This is a genomic window from Enterobacter cloacae complex sp. ECNIH7, assembly GCF_002208095.1.
Lineage (GTDB): Bacteria > Pseudomonadota > Gammaproteobacteria > Enterobacterales > Enterobacteriaceae > Enterobacter > Enterobacter cloacae_M.
On sequence record NZ_CP017991.1, the window covers coordinates 15,581 to 35,289 of the forward strand.

Sequence of the window (19,709 nt, forward strand, 5' to 3'; positions counted from 1 at the left end):
CAGTATGAAAAGTACCACCTATGCGCTTATTGCTGTCGCCGCGATCGCGGCATTTGCCCTCCTGCGAGAACACTGGTCACATGTGGCAGGTTACTGGCCATATCTGTTATTGCTGGTCTGCCCGCTAATGCATCTTTTCCACGGCCACGGAGGGCATGGGGATCACCAACATCACGGAAGTGAAAACGATAAAAAAAATTAATCCGGCAAACGGGGCCGCGTCGCGGTCCCGTTATCAGTCCAGGTATCGTTCGTAGTCTCTGGCATGCGCAAAGGCATGCTGTTCGAGTTTGTTATCAGCGGGTGCCGATGCCCGGAACGCCAGTGAATTAACAGGATTGTTATTGATGACCAGCTCGTAATGTAAATGAGGACCGGATGAACGTCCGCTGTTACCGGATAACGCAATAGCACCTCCCCGGGTAACTCTGGCCCCTTTAGTAACGAGTATTTTATTGAGGTGGAGATAGCGAGTTTTAACACCGGCTTTTCCCGTTACTTCAACAAAATATCCCATGGTACTGTTGTATTCGGCCCGGGTGATTTTTCCGTCGATGACGCTGACTATTTTCGTGTTCATGGGCATGGAATAATCAATGCCATTATGGGGACTCACTTTTCCCGATACCGGGTTAAGTCTTGCAGGATTGAAAGGTGAACTGAGTCTTGCTGTGGCTGGTAACGGATAATCGAGACTGCCTTTCCCGGAAGTATCGGAAAGATTATAGAACTTTTTGTCTGATATACGATACGCCGTGTAATTAAATGAGCCGGACGTAAATTTATAAGCCACTACACGTGATTTTCCCGCTTTCTTTTGCAGTACGAGTTTTAATGATTCATTTTTTTTCAAATGCCGAAGATTAAAGCGGGAAGGCAAAGAGCGCTGAAGGATAGCGATCTCGTTCGATTCCAGCCCCGAGCGGGTGGCTGAAAGGTAAGCATTTTCTTTTACGACATCGGTAGAATACATTTACTGGAATTCGCCGTTAGCATGAACACTGCGGCGTATGCTAGGGGTTTTCAGGAGGAGTGTCATCTGCCAGTTAATCGGGAGCACCGTTGATGGTCGTCATTTTTGTAACATATCTTGTTTCCCGTTTGCTCCTGAAGCTCTGGGAAGTGTATGACCAGCCCGGCGGTGATGATTAACGGGTCTGAAACAGGTTACGGCAGAGCAATATGAAGCTCATGTCCTGCGACGTAACCCGTCAGTGAAACCCTGCTGCGCACCTGACGCTAAGCACTAACCCACCTGCCTTTACCTGGACGAATCCAGCCCACGAAGCTTTCTTGCCTGCGTCTGATGAGCTTCCGCAGCGGCATTATTGACCTGCTCATGCACGAGGGCGGCTTTCTCTCCGGCATTCAGTTCGTTAAAAGAAGAAGATGATGTCTCTGAATTTGCGTCACTCCCGGACAGCATTTTTTTATGTTCCTCAATCATTTTTTGATGTGCATAGGACGCGCTGTTGTTCATAAATGAATGCGCAACAATGGCCCTTTCATGTTCATTCATTTCAGAGAATGATGGCGTGCTCTTTTTATTAATCCTGCCCGGCAAGTTTTCATGCGTCGAGGAATTAACATGACTGACGGCTGAGGCATTGTTCACGAATCGATGTGCTTCATGGGCAATATCACTGGACTTGGCAAAAACTGCCCCACAAAATAAAGCTGTAAACGCAGTGGTAGTGATTAATATATTCATGTGTGATTACCTTCTTAGGTACATAAAAGATGTCATCACGATCATATATAAAAATAATCAATCTGTGGTGAAGATGACGTAAATGTAATACAGCTACGTACATTACACGATTGTAATGAATTTGTTTCTTAAGGTGTGCTAGCTTCATTTCATTGTAAGAGGATGAACCAGAAATTTAATTTAAATCGGTTCTCGAACTTTGTCAGTAACCATACTTTAAATAAGGGAACGCGCATGCTGTTGAAAACGTCTCGACGAACTTTCCTGAAGGGATTAACCCTCTCTGGCGTAGCCGGAAGTCTTGGCGTATGGAGTTTCAATGCGCGTTCCAGTCTGAGCCTGCCAGTTGCCGCATCCCTGCAGGGTACTCAGTTTGACCTGACCATTGGTGAAACGGCCGTCAATATCACTGGCAGTGAGCGTCAGGCCAAAACAATCAATGGAGGCCTGCCGGGGCCCGTTCTTCGCTGGAAAGAAGGTGACACCATTACCCTGAAGGTCAAGAACCGTCTTAATGAACAGACGTCCATTCACTGGCACGGCATTATTCTTCCAGCCAATATGGATGGTGTTCCGGGGCTGAGTTTTAGGGGCATAGAGCCTGATGATACCTACGTTTACACCTTTAAGGTTAAGCAGAACGGGACTTACTGGTACCACAGCCATTCCGGTCTGCAGGAACAGGAGGGGGTATACGGTGCCATTATCATCGATGCCAGGGAGCCGGAACCGTTTGCTTACGATCGTGAGCACGTGGTCATGTTGTCTGACTGGACCGATGAAAATCCTCACAGTCTTCTGAAAAAATTAAAAAAACAGTCGGATTACTACAATTTCAATAAACCAACCATTGGCTCTTTTTTCCGCGACGTGAATACCAGGGGGCTGTCAGCCACTATTGCCGATCGGAAAATGTGGGCTGAAATGAAAATGAATCCGACTGACCTCGCGGATGTCAGTGGCTACACCTACACCTATCTCATGAACGGTCAGGCCCCGCTGAAAAACTGGACCGGGCTGTTCCGTCCCGGTGAAAAGATACGCTTACGGTTTATCAACGGTTCGGCAATGACCTATTTCGATATCCGCATCCCCGGGCTGAAAATGACGGTCGTGGCTGCAGATGGCCAGTATGTAAACCCGGTTACCGTTGACGAATTCAGGATTGCCGTTGCCGAAACCTATGATGTCATTGTGGAGCCTCAGGGTGAGGCCTATACCATCTTCGCACAATCCATGGACAGGACCGGCTACGCTCGGGGGACACTGGCCACGAGAGAGGGGTTAAGTGCTGCCGTTCCCGCCCTGGATCCACGTCCTCTGTTGACCATGGAAGATATGGGTATGGGAGGAATGGGGCATGATATGGCAGGAATGGACCACAGCCAGATGGGGGGCATGAATAACAGCGGAGAGATGATGTCTATGGACGGTGCTGAGCTTGCGGATAGCGGGACATCCTCCGCACCCATGGATCACAGCAGCATGACTGGTATGGATCATTCCCAGATGGCCGGAATGCCGGGTATGCAAAGTCATCCTGCGTCAGAAACGGGTAACCCACTGGTTGATATGCAGGCGATGAGCGTCTCTCCGAAATTAAACGATCCGGGTATCGGTCTTCGAAATAACGGAAGAAAGGTTCTCACGTACGCGGATTTGAAAAGCCGCTTTGAGGATCCTGACGGACGTGAACCTGGCCGCACCATAGAACTGCATTTAACCGGTCACATGGAAAAGTTTGCCTGGTCATTTAACGGAATCAAGTTTTCAGATGCCGCACCGGTGCTGCTGAAATACGGTGAGCGACTCAGGATCACTCTGGTCAACGATACCATGATGACTCACCCCATTCACCTGCATGGTATGTGGAGCGATCTGGAAGATGAAAACGGTAATTTCATGGTTCGTAAACACACAATAGATATTCCCCCTGGTACAAAACGCAGTTACAGAGTGACAGCAGATGCGCTTGGCCGCTGGGCGTATCACTGCCATTTGCTCTATCACATGGAAATGGGAATGTTTCGTGAAGTCCGGGTGGAGGAATGATGCGAATGAAGAGAAGTTTTAAGGCCATAACTGTTCTGGTCGCTGGTTTGTTTACCTCACCGTTTTCTATTGCGGCGGGCTCCGTCTCTGCAGATCCTCATGCCGGGCACGACATGTCTTCCATGCAGATGCCGGTAGATGAGAATTTCACTGAGATGACGTCAATGGAGCCCATTGTAACTGAGAGCAGAACGCCAATTCCGCCTGTTACCGATGCCGACCGGAAGGCTGCATTCGGCAATTTACCGGGGCATGCGATTCACGACAGTGCGATTAATTATCTGGTCTTGCTGGATCAACTGGAATGGCAACGGTCGGATAACACCAATAATTTCAGCTGGAGTGTTAACAGCTGGATTGGAGGCGACACTGACCGGCTCTGGCTAAAGAGTGAAGGCGAACGAAGCGGGGGGAAAACGGAGACGGCAGAAGCCCAGCTACTCTGGGGGCATGCGGTTGGCCCCTGGTGGGATTTGGTTGCGGGTGTAAGACAGGATTTCAGACCTGCTTCAGCCCAGACCTGGGCTGCTGTCGGTTTTCAGGGGCTCGCGCTCTATAATTTTGAGTCTGAAATTACGGCTTTTGTCAGTAATGACGGAAAAGCAGCCCTCCGTCTGGGGGGAGAATACGACGTTTTACTGACTAACCGGCTCATACTCCAGCCATCCTATGAGGTAAATCTCTACAGTCAGGATGATGAATCGCGGGAGCGCGGCAGAGGATTAGCTGACACAGAGCTGGGCCTTCGGCTGCGCTACGAAATACGCCGTGAGTTTGCACCCTATATAGGCGTCTCCTGGAATCAGCTTTACGGGAAAACGTCCGATATGGCGAAAAGAGAGGGTGAGAAAGACCATCAGGTAGTATTCCTGGCGGGAGCCAGAATCTGGTTTTAATGCGTTGACTTAAAACACTAAACTAAACAGGTAAATAATATGTCGATTTTACATAAAGCCATTCTTACAGGTGGCCTGGTTATGGGCGTCGCTTTTTCTGCTATGGCCCATCCGGAATTAAAAAGCTCTGTGCCACAGGCTGATTCGGCCGTAGCGGCCCCGGATAAGATTCAGCTTAATTTCTCGGAAGATCTGACCGTGAAATTCTCAGGTGCAAAATTAACGATGACGGGTATGAAAGGTATGTCATCACATTCTCCGATGCCGGTCGCGGCAAAAGTGGCACCAGGCGCTGACCCTAAATCGATGGTCATTATTCCGCGAGAACCTTTACCCGCTGGCACTTATCGTGTTGACTGGCGCGCAGTTTCTTCAGATACGCACCCTATTACCGGTAATTACACCTTTACAGTGAAGTAATATTATGAACGACCTGATTATGATTGTTATTCGTTTTCTTCTTTATCTTGATTTGATGGTAATATTTGGATTGCCATTTTTTCAGATATATGGATTAAGTGGTGTCAGACATGAAACGTATAACCTGACTAATTTCAGGTCGTTTATAACCTTTGCTGTTGTTGCAGGCATCATTCTTACTGGCATTAATATGCTCCTGGTATCTAATGCCATGAGCGGAGTAACTGATCTCAGGGAATTATCCATCCATATTATCGAGATGGTTATAGAAGAAACTGATGTAGGTATTAGCTGGATTGTCAGACTTTGTGCACTGTTTATCACTCTCGGTGCTTTGTTCCTTTACACTAACAAGAGACTATTGTCCTGCCTGCTGATGACGATGAGTGGGGGCGTGGCGCTGGCTACACTTGCCTGGGGAGGACACGCCGTCATGCATGACGGTCTGCATTACTATCTCCATTTACTGAGCGATCTGACTCATCTCGGCGCTGCAGGTGCCTGGACAGGTGCTCTGGTTGCATTTGCTATCCTGCTGATGCGCAGAAACGCGCACAATGCACAGAGCGTCATTGTGATATCTGACTCCCTGGCAAAATTTGCCACGGCAGGTACGGTGATTGTTGTAGCCCTGATCCTGAGTGCGATGGTCAACTATCTGTATATTGCTGAAGGTAACTTAACCCCCTTATTCAACAGCTCCTGGGGGGGAATATTGCTTGCTAAGACGGCTCTGTTTGTTCTGATGCTTCTTCTGGCTGCAGCAAACCGGTTTCACCTGGGTCCCCGGCTTGAAGTTATGGTCAGGGAAGGGAATTATGATCGCAGCGTTGCCCTGATGCGAAACAGCATCCTGACAGAATTCGTTGTTGCGATTATCATTCTGGGTGCCGTAGCGTGGCTCGGAATGCTTGCTCCGTCTCAGGTCAGCTAAGGGACAACCAACGCTCACGCGTGAGATTTTTACTTTCATATCAGCGAGTTGACCATGCAGCGTATTTTAATCGTTGAAGACGAACAAAAAACAGGTCGTTACCTGCAGCAGGGACTGGTTGAGGAAGGCTATCAGGCCGATCTCTTTAATAATGGCCGCGATGGTCTTGGGGCCGCGTCGAAGGGACAGTATGATTTGATAATACTGGACGTGATGCTGCCTTTCCTCGACGGGTGGCAAATCATCAGCGCACTGAGGAAGTCCGGGCACGAAGAACCGGTCCTGTTTTTAACCGCAAAAGACAACGTGCGGGACAAAGTGAAAGGACTGGAGCTTGGTGCAGATGACTACCTGATTAAGCCCTTCGATTTTACGGAGCTGGTTGCACGTGTAAGAACCTTACTGCGGCGGGCACGCTCGCAGTCCGCAACGGTTTGCACCATCGCCGATATGACCGTTGATATGGTGCGCCGAACCGTGATCCGTTCGGGGAAGAAGATCCATCTCACCGGTAAAGAATACGTTCTGCTTGAGTTGCTGTTGCAACGCACCGGAGAAGTGTTACCCAGGAGTCTTATCTCGTCCTTGGTCTGGAATATGAACTTTGACAGTGATACGAATGTGATTGATGTCGCCGTGAGACGTCTGAGAAGTAAAATTGATGATGACTTTGAACCAAAACTGATCCATACCGTTCGCGGTGCCGGATATGTCCTGGAGATCAGAGAAGAGTGAGGTTCAAAATTTCCCTGACCACACGCCTGAGCCTGATTTTTTCTGCAGTGATGCTTACGGTATGGTGGTTATCAAGTTTTATCCTGATTAGCACCCTTAATGGCTATTTCGATAATCAGGATCGCGATTTTCTGACTGGTAAACTTCAGCTCACCGAAGAGTTTCTTAAAACAGAGACGTTCAGGAACAAAACGGATATTAAGTCATTATCAGAAAAAATAAACGATGCGATGGTGGGGCACAATGGCTTATTCATTTCTATAAAAAATATGGAAAATGAAAAACTGGTGGAACTGTATGCCAAAAATTCTGTTGTTCCAGCGGTCCTGCTAAATAAGTCGGGGGATATTCTCGACTATATGATCCAGACGGAAGAAAATAACACCGTATACCGCAGTATCTCGCGGCGGGTTGCCGTGACGCCGGAACAGGGTAAAAGCAAACATTTCATCGTTACGGTTGCCACGGATACCGGGTATCACACCCTGTTTATGGATAAGCTCAGTACCTGGCTGTTCTGGTTCAATATCGGTCTGGTTTTTATTTCTGTTTTTCTGGGCTGGCTGACCACACGCATTGGTCTGAAACCGTTACGGGAAATGACCAGTCTGGCTTCCTCCATGACCGTGCACAGCCTGGATCAGCGTCTTAATCCCGATCTGGCTCCGCCGGAAATCTCAGAGACCATGCAGGAATTCAATAACATGTTCGATCGCCTGGAGGGTTCATTCCGGAAACTGTCAGATTTCTCGTCTGACATCGCGCATGAGCTGCGCACACCGGTCAGTAATCTGATGATGCAGACGCAGTTTGCACTGGCTAAGGAAAGGGATGTTTCGCATTACCGCGAAATTTTATTCGCTAACCTGGAAGAACTGAAAAGGTTGTCACGAATGACCAGTGACATGCTTTTTCTGGCACGTTCAGAGCATGGTCTGCTGCAGCTGGATAAACATGATGTGGATCTGGCCGCCGAACTGAATGAATTACGTGAGTTATTCGAGCCCCTTGCAGACGAGACAGGAAAGACAATCACGGTTGAAGGTGAAGGGGTTATTGCCGGAGACAGCGACATGCTGCGGCGTGCTTTCAGTAACCTGCTTTCGAATGCAATCAAGTATTCTCCCGATAACACCTGTACAGCGATACGCCTTGAGCATGACAGTGACTGTGTGAACGTGATGATTACGAATACGATGTCTGGCCCGGTTCCCGCTAATCTTGAACGTTTGTTTGACCGGTTCTATCGCGCAGACTCATCACGGGTCCACAACACGGAAGGCGCGGGGCTGGGGTTATCAATAACGAGGTCAATCATTCATGCTCACGGCGGCGAGCTGTCAGCAGAACAGCAGGGGCGGGAAATTGTGTTCAAAGTGCGCCTGTTAATGGATTAACCCCGTTATTCAGGAGAAACCTGGAAGGTGACAAAATTGTCATCATCCAGTCACGCGATAAACAGATGCGGTTTTTTATAATCATTCATAAATCAGGAGCAGGGTGATAACGCAATCACCTGGTTCCTGGAGTGATGAATAACCCGCCCTGAGATCAAATGCTTTCTCTGTCATAAGCCGTTGATTGTTTGGGGATGTAAACACCGGAGACCCAACCATGAAAAAGATCCTTGTATCATTTGTTGCCATTATGGCTGCCGCTTCATCTGCCATGGCTGCAGAGACAATGAACATGCATGACCAGGTAAATAATGCACAGGCACCTGCCCACCAGATGCAGTCATCTGCTGAAAAAAGTGCAATTCAGGGAGACAGCATGACAATGATGGATATGAGCAGTCACGATCAGGCCGCAATGTCCCATGACATGATGCAAAACAGCAATTCTGCTGCCCACCAGGACATGGCTGAAATGCATAAAAAAATGATGAAAGCTAAACCAGGAGCTACCAACGAAACAGCAAAGTCATTTTCTGAAATGAGCGAGCATGAGAAGGCCGCAGCTGTGCATGAGAAGGCGAATAATGGTCAGTCTTCCGTTGTTCACCAGCAGCAGGCTGATAAGCATCGTAGTCAGATCACCCAGAATTAACCCGCAGCTCCACTTGTTAGACCCTCATTTGACGCCGAAGTCACTGGCTTACGCTCCTGATAGGGAGCGTTTTTTTTAAACTAAATGAAAGAGTATATCTGTGTATGACTAATCGTAGTCTGCGGTCGGGTATAAAATAAATGAACGACGGACTAAATTTAACATAAGATAGATTACACGAACTAAACTTGTAATGGCTCAATAGTAATGTCCGCCTGTGGCTCAATTCAGATGTCCGCGCTATGGTAAGCTTCACTGGTCCGTTTAAACTACCGGGAGGCATATCATGAGCGCAGAAAGCTCAGGAGTGTTTACTTTGAAAGAGATCAACCGGATCAAGATTATACAGGACGTCATTGAACGTCGCATCACAACGCGCCGTGCGGCCGAGCACCTCGGTATCAGCGACAGGCAATGCCGCAGACTTCTTGCCCGTTACCGTGAAGGCGGACCGCTTGGTATGGCCAGCAGACGATGTGGCATGCGTGGTAACCGCCAGTTGCCACCCGGGCTCGCAGATCAGGCTCTGGAACTGATCAAGACGCGTTATGCTGATTTCGGTCCGACTCTGGCGCGTGAAAAGCTCGAAGAACTCCACGGACTGTTTCTTGGCAAAGAAACTGTCCGGCGCATCATGGTGCGGGCTGGCTTATGGGTTCCCCGTAAACAACGTGCCGCAAGGATCCCTCAACCACGGTACCGGCGTCCGTGTACTGGTGAGCTGATACAAATAGATGGCTGTGATCACGACTGGTTTGAAGGCCGTGGCCCGGCCTGCACCGCGCTGGTCTATGTTGATGATGCAACCAGCAAACTGATGGAACTGTTGTTTGTTAAATCGGAGTCCACGTTTTCTTACTTCGAAGCCACGCGGCGCTATATCGATAAGCATGGTAAACCGCTGGCACTGTACAGCGATAAAGCCGGTGTTTTTCGTGTTAACAATAAACACGCCACAGGCGGAGACGGGCATACTCAGTTTGGGCGAGCCATGCATGAACTGAACATCCAGACTATCTGTGCAGAAACCAGTCCCGCCAAAGGGCGTGTAGAACGAGCTCACCTCACTTTACAGGATCGTCTGGTCAAAGAGCTGCGGTTACAGGGCATTTGTTCAATGGAGGCTGCAAATGACTTCGCTGAGGCCTATATGGCTGACTATAACCGCCGTTTTGGCAAAGTACCGCGACATGATTTTGACGTACACCGTGCTGTAGAACATGATGAGGACCTGGGGCTTATTTTCACTGTTCGTGAAAAACGTAAAGTCTCAAAATCGTTGACGATACAATATGATAAAATGTTGTACCTGATTGAAGACAGCGAACTGAGTCGCCGTGCAATAGGTAAATATATCGATGTGTATCACTATCCTGATGGCAGAAAAGAGCTGCGCCTGAACGGTACGCTACTTCCCTACTCTACCTACGACCGACTGTCAGAAATCGACCAGGGCGCGATTGTCGATAACAAGCGTCTTGGCCGAACCCTGGAGTTTATCAGTCTGGTGCAGAGCAAGCGGGATAACACGCGCTCTCAGTCAATTCCCGCTGGAGATGGCCCTTCCCGACGACGGCCAAAGCAGGAAGGGAAGAAATCCCAGCGCTCACTGGATAATGATGACATGCTCGAAGCACTCAAACAGCTTCAGTCACGTTCAGAGGACATTTTTGGTAAAAGAGCCCGCTGATGGTACTCACTGGCCGGACAGTGGTTGCTCACCAGTTGATATTGTCCGGCCAGACCCATGATGTATTATTCATTTCGTTCAGCATCTTTATGTCCTGCTTTTCACGGGCATACTTACCCCATAATGAATGAAAAGAACGAACAATACTGATTAACTGCTTTTTTCTTTGCTCCGGAGATAGGCTGATAAAATAGCAGCACCTGCTGTCAATATTATCCTCAATGAAATTAAAATCAGAGTCTGATGCATATTTTACTGTTAGCATAATATCATTCGACGTTGTTCTCTCAGACTCTGTTAATGCTGATTCTATCAGGTATTCAAAGGCATACATGACAGACAGCTGGTTTTTGTCTGTCTGAATATAACCCATTGAGTTTCTGAGTATTGAGGACTGTACCAGGACCAGAGGCCATAAAAGCTCAACACCATAAAGCTTATATGTATCATGTTGATCATACTGATGTTGCTCAACACGACGATTACCTTCCCGTGCTTTACGAATATCATAGGCAAGGGATAACATAAATCCGTCTTTAACTTTAATCAGTGGGCTTTCATCCACGATGTAATGAATGAGTTCATGTAATTCATTCAGGGCTTCTGAATCTCCCCACAGTATAAAACCTGCATTGTTCGGCGTTAACTCGTATCGAAGCATGGGCTCAATCATCCTGTTGTTTCAGTCGGAGGAAAGTCTATCAGTAAAGAGAATGAGAGATCAAAGTGGTCATTTTAATTGAGCTGGATAACGGACATTTCAATTGAGCCTTGACAAAACTTGTAATGGCTCAATAGTAATGTCCGCCTGTGGCTCAATTCAGATGTCCGCGCTATGGTAAGCTTCACTGGTCCGTTTAAACTACCGGGAGGCATATCATGAGCGCAGAAAGCTCAGGAGTGTTTACTTTGAAAGAGATCAACCGGATCAAGATTATACAGGACGTCATTGAACGTCGCATCACAACGCGCCGTGCGGCCGAGCACCTCGGTATCAGCGACAGGCAATGCCGCAGACTTCTTGCCCGTTACCGTGAAGGCGGACCGCTTGGTATGGCCAGCAGACGATGTGGCATGCGTGGTAACCGCCAGTTGCCACCCGGGCTCGCAGATCAGGCTCTGGAACTGATCAAGACGCGTTATGCTGATTTCGGTCCGACTCTGGCGCGTGAAAAGCTCGAAGAACTCCACGGACTGTTTCTTGGCAAAGAAACTGTCCGGCGCATCATGGTGCGGGCTGGCTTATGGGTTCCCCGTAAACAACGTGCCGCAAGGATCCCTCAACCACGGTACCGGCGTCCGTGTACTGGTGAGCTGATACAAATAGATGGCTGTGATCACGACTGGTTTGAAGGCCGTGGCCCGGCCTGCACCGCGCTGGTCTATGTTGATGATGCAACCAGCAAACTGATGGAACTGTTGTTTGTTAAATCGGAGTCCACGTTTTCTTACTTCGAAGCCACGCGGCGCTATATCGATAAGCATGGTAAACCGCTGGCACTGTACAGCGATAAAGCCGGTGTTTTTCGTGTTAACAATAAACACGCCACAGGCGGAGACGGGCATACTCAGTTTGGGCGAGCCATGCATGAACTGAACATCCAGACTATCTGTGCAGAAACCAGTCCCGCCAAAGGGCGTGTAGAACGAGCTCACCTCACTTTACAGGATCGTCTGGTCAAAGAGCTGCGGTTACAGGGCATTTGTTCAATGGAGGCTGCAAATGACTTCGCTGAGGCCTATATGGCTGACTATAACCGCCGTTTTGGCAAAGTACCGCGACATGATTTTGACGTACACCGTGCTGTAGAACATGATGAGGACCTGGGGCTTATTTTCACTGTTCGTGAAAAACGTAAAGTCTCAAAATCGTTGACGATACAATATGATAAAATGTTGTACCTGATTGAAGACAGCGAACTGAGTCGCCGTGCAATAGGTAAATATATCGATGTGTATCACTATCCTGATGGCAGAAAAGAGCTGCGCCTGAACGGTACGCTACTTCCCTACTCTACCTACGACCGACTGTCAGAAATCGACCAGGGCGCGATTGTCGATAACAAGCGTCTTGGCCGAACCCTGGAGTTTATCAGTCTGGTGCAGAGCAAGCGGGATAACAGGTAATGGTGCCAACTTACTGATTTAGTGTATGATGGTGTTTTTGAGGTGCTCCAGTGGCTTCTGTTTCTATCAGCTGTCCCTCCTGTTCAGCTACTGAAGGCGTGGTGCGTAACGGTAAAAGTACTGCCGGACATCAGCGCTATCTCTGCTCTCACTGCCGTAAAACATGGCAACTACAGTTCACTTACACCGCTTCTCAACCCGGTACGCATCAGAAAATCATTGATATGGCCATGAATGGCGTCGGATGTCGCGCCAGTGCACGCATTATGGGCGTTGGCCTCAACACGATTTTACGTCACTTAAAAAACTCAGACCGCAGTCGGTAACCTCACGCATACAACCGGGCAGTGACGTCATTGTTTGCGCGGAAATGGACGAACAGTGGGGTTATGTCGGCGCTAAATCACGCCAGCGCTGGTTGTTTTACGCGTATGACAGGATACGGAGGACGGTTGTGGCGCACGTATTCGGTGAACGCACGTTGTCCACGCTGGAGCGTCTTCTGGGCCTGCTGTCGGCCTTTGAGGTCGTGGTATGGATGACGGATGGCTGGCCGCTTTATGAATCACGCCTGAAGGGAGAACTGCACGTTATCAGCAAGCGATATACGCAGCGCATTGAGCGGCATAACCTGAATCTGAGGCAACATCTGGCAAGGCTGGGCAGGAAGTCACTGTCGTTCTCAAAATCGGTGGAGCTGCATGACAAAGTCATCGGGCATTATCTGAACATAAAACACTATCAGTAAGTTGGAGTCATTACCGGCACCCATCACAATCAGGTTAATGTCGTTTTCATTAGCGTGACGGCAGAGCGCCTCAGCAACGGATGTACCTTCCAGTAGGTGGCTTTCGGTCGCGATGCCAGCTGCTTGCAGCACACTCTGTGCTTCCTGCAAGGCTCGTGTATCCCCCTTAACCATCACGAGGTGGCAAACCAGGCCATTGAGTAGCGGGCTAAGTGTCAGGCGCGTCAGGTTTTTGCGACTCTCATCGCTGCCATCATAGGCGAACATAACTTTGGATGGTGGAGAATAAGCCTCCGGCACGATAAGTACCGGTTTTTTCTGCAGGCGAATAATGCTTTCCAGGTGGCTGCCAACCGGGTTCTGCGTTCCACGGCGGCCCAGCACCATCAGGCGAACATCCCCTAAATCAGCCAGGATTTCATCCAACGCGCCATGTTTTTGCAGTAATTGAACATCAGCATGACCAGCATCATTCAGCAACTTCGCACAGCTAGCCAGTATGGCTTTGCCCTGTGCCATTAATAATCGGTTACGCTCTCCTTCAACTTTCACCAACTCTTCGGTGAGATGCGCCTGGCTATCAATGCCGATACTTCCGGTCAAATCTGACACGGCAGGATGTACGTCTTTCTCCAGTACGTGCAGCAGGGACAGCGGCGCATCCAGCAGATTGGCGGCCCAGGCCGCGTATTCGCACACAGGTCGGGTAGACGGTGAGCCGTCAACGCAGGCAATAACGGTATTGTTCATCTCTGTTCTCCTGACTGTTAATGGCCGCCCATTAATTTTTCCACTTCTTCAGGTTTGTCATGCACCCCGAAGCGGTCAACAATTGTGCGGGTAGCCTGATTCATTCCACGGATTTCCACGTTCGTGCCTTCACGGCGGAACTTAATAACCACCCTGTCGAGTGCGCTGACCGACGTAATATCCCAGAAATGGGCATGTGAGACGTCAATGACTACGTGCTCCACCGCTTCGCGAAAATCGAAGTGGCTCATGAACCGATCGGCAGAAGCAAAGAACACCTGACCGGCTACGGTGTAGATCCGCGTTGACGCTTTAAGTTCGGACGACACCGCCATAAAACGGGCCACTTTGGTGGCAAAGTTCAATGAGGCAATCAGAACGCCGGTTAAGACGCCATACGCCAGATTATGCGTGGCGACCACTACCACCACGGTGGCCAGCATGACGACACTGGTTGACAGTGGATGGCTGCGTAAGTTAGCGATCGACCCCCAGGAGAAGGTACCGATAGAGACCATGATCATGACCGCGACCAGGGCCGCCATTGGGATTTGTGAGACCCAGTCACGCAGGAAAACCACCATACAAAGCAGGACAACGCCCGCAGTGAGTGCGGAGAGGCGGCCACGCCCCCCAGATTTCACGTTGATCACCGACTGACCGATCATCGCGCACCCAGCCATACCGCCAATAAATGCGGCGCCAATGTTGGCGATACCCTGTGCTTTGCATTCCCGGTTCTTGTCGCTCGGTGTATCGGTCATGTCATCCACAATAGTCGCGGTCATCATTGACTCAAGCAGCCCCACCACGGCAAGGCCGGCGGAATAAGGCAGAATGATTAATAGGGTATCGAGATTGAGAGGTACATCGGGTAACAGAAATACTGGCAGGCTGTCCGGCAACTTACCCATGTCGCCGACAGTGCGTACGTCCAGATGCAGCCACATGGAGATCCCGGTCAGCACGACGATGCAGACCAGCGGCGAGGGGATGGTTTTATTGAGGTACGGGAACAGATAAATAATGCCTAGACCGGCCGCCGTCAGGGCGTAAACGTGCCAGGTGACGTTGGTCAACTCCGGCAACTGCGCCATGAAAATGAGGATCGCCAGCGCATTAACAAAACCGGTAACTACCGAGCGGGAAACATAGCGCATCAGGCTTCCAAGCTTCAGATAGCCCGCAATAAGCTGAATCACACCTGTAAGAACGGTGGCTGCCAGTAAATACTGCAAGCCGTGGTCCTTCACTAGGGTGACCATCAGCAATGCCATAGCACCGGTTGACGAAGATATCATCCCTGGACGACCACCACAGATGGCGATTATCAGCGGGATACAAAACGCAGAGTAGAGCCCAACTTGCGGGTCAACACCAGCGATGATGGAAAAGGCGATCGCTTCAGGGATAAGCGCGAGCGCGACAACAATACCGGCGAGGACGTCTCCACGGACGTTACCCAGCCAGTCCTTACGCGTCGAGGACAGCAACATAGTCGTTTCTCAGTTTTTGAATACAGTCAGCCCGTAAAGGGCAAAAAATTTAGATACGGTAAAGCACATCCGCAGACGGGATGTTAAAGAGTGCGCGCTGAGGGTTACTCAGAACGACAGAGAAGGGGAAAACTCAGGGTGGCGTCATATGCATGGTAGTTTTTATTACTCCTTGATGGTCGGTGTGTACACCTTCAGGGATCAGATAAACCAGATGAAGATATTCAAGGCTGGCCGCGGAGTCTGCCAAGGCAAACAGCGTCTTACTATAAACGAAACTGAAACAGGGTCAATCATGGATTAAATGTGCCATTAATGTATACCCCAGTGTCATAGCCTAAAGTGTCGCCATTTTCCCCTTGGATCATCACCTATCTGTCACGTACATTATGATCATCACTTAAACGTCATAAATGGGTGAAAAATGTACATTCATGGTTACCTCCGCGCATCAACAAAAGAACAGGATGCTCTCCGAGCAAAAAATCGGATGAAAGCCTTTGTTGAAGAAAAAGGATTTCGGCTGGCCAGTTGGTACACCGAAAATGTATCCGGGGCATCACTTCAACGGCCAGAACTTTTACGGTTACTTGATGATGCTGCACCTGGTGACATTATTCTCATCGAGCAGGTTGATCGCCTTTCGCGCCTGGATGAAGAGGGCTGGCAAAAACTAAAGCATCTTATCCAGGAAAAACACCTTGTGGTTGTCAGTCTTGACCTCCCAACGAGCCATATGGCTCTTGCAACACATGCTGGCGATGACTTTACCCTTGCAATACTTAAGGCTATTAACGGAATGATGCTTGATATGCTGGCCGCCATAGCTCGCAAAGACTATCAGGATCGTCGCCGGCGCCAAGAGGAAGGGATAGCGAAAGCCAAGGTGGCCGGTAAATTTCGGGGACGTCAGGCAGATCATCAATTGCATGAAAAAATCATAGAGCTTCGGGTTAAAAACAGGCAGAGCATCCGTGATACCGCAAGGTTGTGTGGCGTTTCAGAACGAACGGTTATACGCATTGTTAAACTCAAAGCATGTTCTTGATGCGTATATTTTGAACGTCCAAGCGGACAGCGTCCGTATGCAGGGAGAGCATTTATGCCACGGCGACAGATACTGAGCAGTGATGAAAAAGAACGCTTACTGATTGTGCCGGATGATGACATTCTGCTAACCAGGATGTGCTTTTTAAGTGAGCAGGATCTGGTCCTCATCAACAAACACCGGAGACCCGCTAACCGCCTGGGCTTTGCCGTTTTACTCTGTTATCTGCGAGGGCCGGGTTTTACTCCAGACAAAAACAGTCTCCCTCACGATGGCGTTATGTCCAGAGTGGCAGAGAGATTGAAACTTCAACCTGATTTATGGCGAGAGTACGCAACGAGGGAGGAAACCCGTTGGGAGCATCTTGCCGAACTCTATCGCTACTTGGGATTAGTGCCTTTCAACAGGTCATTGCAAAAAACATGCATCCGCCATTTATATCCGCACGCCATGCGGACCGACAAAGGCCTGATTCTTGCTGAAGAGATGCTCGCTTGGTTGCACAACAACAACGTTATTTTCCCTTCCGTTGATGTGATGGAGCGAACCCTTGCTGAAGCCGCAACACTTGCAGACAGAGCCGTATTTTCTACACTGACGACGCAACTGGAACAACGACATAAAACAGCACTGGATAATCTGCTTGCATCAGGTGATGAGCAACTTTCCCGTCTTGCCTGGCTGCTTCAGCCCCCGGGTAAGATTAACGGTAAAAACGTGCTGCAACATATTGATCGGTTGAATGCCATTGAGGGGTTGGCACTGCCGGAAGGTATTACGCTTTCCGTTCACCAGAACCGACTGCTGAAACTGGCTCGCGAAGGCCGGAAAATGAGTAGCAGGGACCTGGCAAAATTCTCCGGCACACGTCGTTATGCCGTGCTGGTTTGTATTATCTCAGAAGCAAGGGCAACGCTTACCGATGAAATCATCGAACTACACGAACGTATCCTGGGTAGCTTGTTCAGCAGGGCAAAGCGCACACAAGCCGAACGGCTTCAGAAAACAGGAAAACTCATCCAGAGCAAGTTAAGGCAATATCTTACTGTTGGGCAGGCGCTGCTAAACGCACGGGAGTCAGGAGAAGATCCCTGGGCGGCGATAGAAGACGTACTTCCCTGGCCGGAATTTATCACCAGTCTGGAGGAAACACAGTTTCTGGCCCGAAAGGATAATTTTGATCCGCTTCATCTGATCACCGAAAAATACAGCACGCTGCGTAAATATGCGCCCCGTATGTTGTCTGCATTGCAGTTCAGTGCAGCCCCTTCAGCACTGCCACTCGGTGATGCGCTGGATACCGTCAGAGAAATGTACCGCAAACAACTCCGCAAGGTTCCGTCAACAGCGCCAGTAAAGTTTATCCCTGAGAGCTGGAAAAAGTTGGTAATAACGCCATCGGGTATCGATCGCCGGTATTATGAATTCTGTGTACTGAATGAGCTGAAAGGCGCATTGCGATCTGGTGATATCTGGGTTAGAGGATCACGACGCTACAGGAATTTTGACGATTACCTCATTCCTCCTGCTGATTTTGAAAAATCACTCAAAGAGAAACAGTTACAGCTTGCCATTCCGACAGACTGCCAGGAATACCTTCACTCCCGTATGACACTGCTGGCGTCGCGACTGGAAGAGGTCAATGCGATGGCGATTGCCGGTGATTTGCCTGATGTTGATATATCGGACAAAGGTGTGAAGGTCACGCCTCTTGATAACAGCGTTCCTTCGATTGTATCACCGTTTGCCGACCTGGTTTACGGCATGCTGCCGCACCCAAAAATTACCGAGATATTAGATGAAGTGGACAGTTGGACGGGATTTACCCGCCACTTTACTCACCTCAAAAATAATCACGTCAGACCAAAAGACAAAAAGCTGTTGCTGACCACCATCCTGGCAGATGGTATCAACCTGGGGCTGACTAAAATGGCAGAATCCTGCCCGGGAACCACAAAAGCGTCGCTGGAAAGCATTCAGGCATGGTACATCAGGGATGAAACGTATGCAGCCGCGCTTGCCGAACTAGTGAATGCACAAAAAAAGTGCCCACTGGCAGCATCATGGGGGGACGGTACAACGTCATCCTCCGACGGCCAGAATTTTCGAGTCGGAAGTCATGGCCGCTATGCCGGACAGGTGAATTTAAAGTACGGTCAGGAACCCGGCGTGCAGGTTTATACACATATATCAGACCAATACAGCCCATTTTATACCAAAGTGATCAGCCGGGTCAGGGACTCTACCCATGTGCTGGATGGGTTGCTCTATCACGAAAGCGACCTGGAAATTACGGAGCATTACACCGATACAGCGGGTTTCACTGAACATGTTTTTGCGCTAATGCATCTACTTGGGTTTGCATTTGCACCAAGGATCCGGGATCTCCATGACAAACGGCTATTCATTCATGGAAAGGCGGAAAAATATTCTGGGCTTCAGTCAATCATATCCACGACCAGTCTGAATCTCAAAGAAATTGAGACACACTGGAATGAGGTACTGCGCCTGGCGACCTCGATCAAGCAGGGCACGGTAACCGCCTCGCTGATGTTAAAAAAGTTGGCCAGCTACCCCAAACAAAACGGCCTGGCAAAAGCGTTACGGGAAATTGGCCGTATCGAGCGAACGTTGTTTATGCTGGACTGGTTTCGCGATCCGGCCCTGCGTCGTCGTGTGCAAGCCGGTTTAAATAAGGGTGAAGCCCGCAATGCGCTTGCGCGGGCCGTTTTTATGCACCGGTTGGGCGAAATAAGAGACAGGGGGCTGGAAAATCAAAGCTATCGCGCCAGCGGGCTGACGCTGTTGACTGCGGCGATCACGTTGTGGAACACGGTGTATATAGAAAGGGCCATCGAATCACTAAAACGAAAGGGGCTCCAGATTAATGAGCCGTTGGTTTCTCACCTGTCCCCTCTGGGCTGGGAGCATATCAACCTGAGCGGAGATTACATCTGGCGTAATAATCTTAAGCTGGGATCCGGTAAATATCGACCGTTACGCACAGTTGATGTCAGTCTGTACAAAAAAGAGGCTTAGCGTAGGATATTTTC

Annotated in this window: 17 protein-coding genes and 1 pseudogene; 13 read left to right on the top strand and 5 right to left on the bottom strand. The window is 49.4% G+C overall.

Annotated elements, in window-relative coordinates:
• Nucleotides 1-4 precede the first annotated feature (4 nt).
• Complete coding sequence (locus tag WM95_RS25765; protein WP_000843494.1) at nt 5-202, top strand: DUF2933 domain-containing protein; 198 nt, start codon at nt 5-7, stop codon at nt 200-202.
• A 33-nt stretch (nt 203-235) separates the two neighbouring features.
• Here WM95_RS25765 and WM95_RS25770 read toward each other — a convergent pair whose 3' ends face one another.
• Nucleotides 236-973 (bottom strand): peptidoglycan DD-metalloendopeptidase family protein, encoded by a 738-nt coding sequence (locus tag WM95_RS25770; protein WP_000287499.1) that lies wholly within the window; start codon nt 971-973, stop codon nt 236-238.
• Nucleotides 974-1,261: 288 nt separating this feature from the next.
• Nucleotides 1,262-1,711 carry a hypothetical protein gene (locus WM95_RS25775; protein WP_032662214.1) on the bottom strand — a complete coding sequence of 150 codons (450 nt, stop codon included), beginning with the start codon at nt 1,709-1,711 and terminating at the stop codon, nt 1,262-1,264.
• Nucleotides 1,712-1,945: 234 nt separating this feature from the next.
• Here WM95_RS25775 and pcoA point away from each other — a divergent pair, with 234 nt between their 5' ends.
• The 8 genes from pcoA (at nt 1,946) to WM95_RS25820 (ending at nt 10,487) form a co-directional block, all read left to right on the top strand.
• Nucleotides 1,946-3,763 (top strand): multicopper oxidase PcoA, encoded by a 1,818-nt coding sequence (pcoA, locus tag WM95_RS25785; RefSeq protein ID WP_032662218.1) that lies wholly within the window; start codon nt 1,946-1,948, stop codon nt 3,761-3,763.
• 5 nt (nt 3,764-3,768) lie between these two features.
• Nucleotides 3,769-4,659, top strand: a complete 891-nt coding sequence (locus WM95_RS25790) for a copper resistance protein B (protein WP_072199631.1) — start codon at nt 3,769-3,771, stop codon at nt 4,657-4,659.
• 39 nt (nt 4,660-4,698) lie between these two features.
• Nucleotides 4,699-5,079, top strand: coding sequence for a copper resistance system metallochaperone PcoC (gene pcoC / locus WM95_RS25795; RefSeq protein ID WP_032662224.1), 381 nt, complete (start codon nt 4,699-4,701; stop codon nt 5,077-5,079).
• A gap of 55 nt (nt 5,080-5,134) precedes the next feature.
• Nucleotides 5,135-6,013: a copper resistance inner membrane protein PcoD gene (pcoD, locus tag WM95_RS25800; protein ID WP_306463840.1), complete on the top strand. Its 879-nt coding sequence runs from the start codon at nt 5,135-5,137 to the stop codon at nt 6,011-6,013.
• Nucleotides 6,014-6,067: 54 nt separating this feature from the next.
• Nucleotides 6,068-6,748, top strand: coding sequence for a copper response regulator transcription factor PcoR (gene pcoR / locus WM95_RS25805; RefSeq protein ID WP_032662230.1), 681 nt, complete (start codon nt 6,068-6,070; stop codon nt 6,746-6,748).
• Nucleotides 6,745-8,145, top strand: a complete 1,401-nt coding sequence (gene pcoS, locus WM95_RS25810; RefSeq protein WP_032662233.1) for a copper resistance membrane spanning protein PcoS — start codon at nt 6,745-6,747, stop codon at nt 8,143-8,145. Before pcoR ends, pcoS begins: the two co-directional genes overlap by 4 nt.
• Nucleotides 8,146-8,362: 217 nt before the next feature.
• On the top strand, nt 8,363-8,797 hold the full coding sequence (gene pcoE, locus WM95_RS25815; protein WP_000723069.1) for a copper resistance system metallochaperone PcoE: 435 nt from the start codon (nt 8,363-8,365) through the stop codon (nt 8,795-8,797).
• 286 nt (nt 8,798-9,083) lie between these two features.
• Nucleotides 9,084-10,487 carry an ISNCY-like element ISKpn21 family transposase gene (locus tag WM95_RS25820; protein WP_001567368.1) on the top strand — a complete coding sequence of 468 codons (1,404 nt, stop codon included), beginning with the start codon at nt 9,084-9,086 and terminating at the stop codon, nt 10,485-10,487.
• A gap of 28 nt (nt 10,488-10,515) precedes the next feature.
• Here the strand turns inward: WM95_RS25820 and WM95_RS25825 are convergent, their stop codons facing one another.
• On the bottom strand, nt 10,516-11,148 hold the full coding sequence (locus WM95_RS25825; RefSeq protein ID WP_001567369.1) for a DUF6904 family protein: 633 nt from the start codon (nt 11,146-11,148) through the stop codon (nt 10,516-10,518).
• 218 nt (nt 11,149-11,366) lie between these two features.
• On the opposite strand from WM95_RS25825, the pseudogene WM95_RS25830 reads away from it, so the two are divergent.
• Together WM95_RS25830 and WM95_RS25840 are read left to right on the top strand one after the other, a co-directional pair.
• Nucleotides 11,367-12,608 (top strand): annotated as a pseudogene (locus tag WM95_RS25830) (ISNCY-like element ISKpn21 family transposase); the annotation flags it as partial.
• Between the two features lie 56 nt (nt 12,609-12,664).
• Nucleotides 12,665-13,362, top strand: a protein-coding gene (locus WM95_RS25840; protein WP_223433957.1) for an IS1 family transposase whose coding sequence is annotated in 2 segments (ribosomal slippage) — nt 12,665-12,914 and nt 12,914-13,362 — 699 coding nt in all. Because the reading frame shifts where the segments join, the coding sequence is not laid out codon by codon here.
• Here the strand turns inward: WM95_RS25840 and WM95_RS25845 are convergent.
• Both WM95_RS25845 and WM95_RS25850 read right to left on the bottom strand, forming a co-directional pair.
• Nucleotides 13,297-14,112 carry a universal stress protein gene (locus WM95_RS25845; RefSeq protein ID WP_236901077.1) on the bottom strand — a complete coding sequence of 272 codons (816 nt, stop codon included), beginning with the start codon at nt 14,110-14,112 and terminating at the stop codon, nt 13,297-13,299. The genes WM95_RS25840 and WM95_RS25845 overlap by 66 nt on opposite strands.
• 17 nt (nt 14,113-14,129) lie before the next feature.
• Complete coding sequence (locus tag WM95_RS25850; RefSeq protein ID WP_016809498.1) at nt 14,130-15,608, bottom strand: SulP family inorganic anion transporter; 1,479 nt, start codon at nt 15,606-15,608, stop codon at nt 14,130-14,132.
• Nucleotides 15,609-16,032: 424 nt separating this feature from the next.
• On the opposite strand from WM95_RS25850, the gene WM95_RS25855 reads away from it, so the two are divergent.
• Nucleotides 16,033-16,656 carry a recombinase family protein gene (locus tag WM95_RS25855; protein ID WP_016809496.1) on the top strand — a complete coding sequence of 208 codons (624 nt, stop codon included), beginning with the start codon at nt 16,033-16,035 and terminating at the stop codon, nt 16,654-16,656.
• Between the two features lie 54 nt (nt 16,657-16,710).
• The gene (locus WM95_RS25860; protein WP_016809495.1) at nt 16,711-19,695 is read left to right on the top strand and encodes a Tn3 family transposase; all 2,985 of its coding nucleotides are present in this window, start codon (nt 16,711-16,713) and stop codon (nt 19,693-19,695) included.
• The last annotated feature ends 14 nt before the right edge of the window (nt 19,696-19,709 follow it).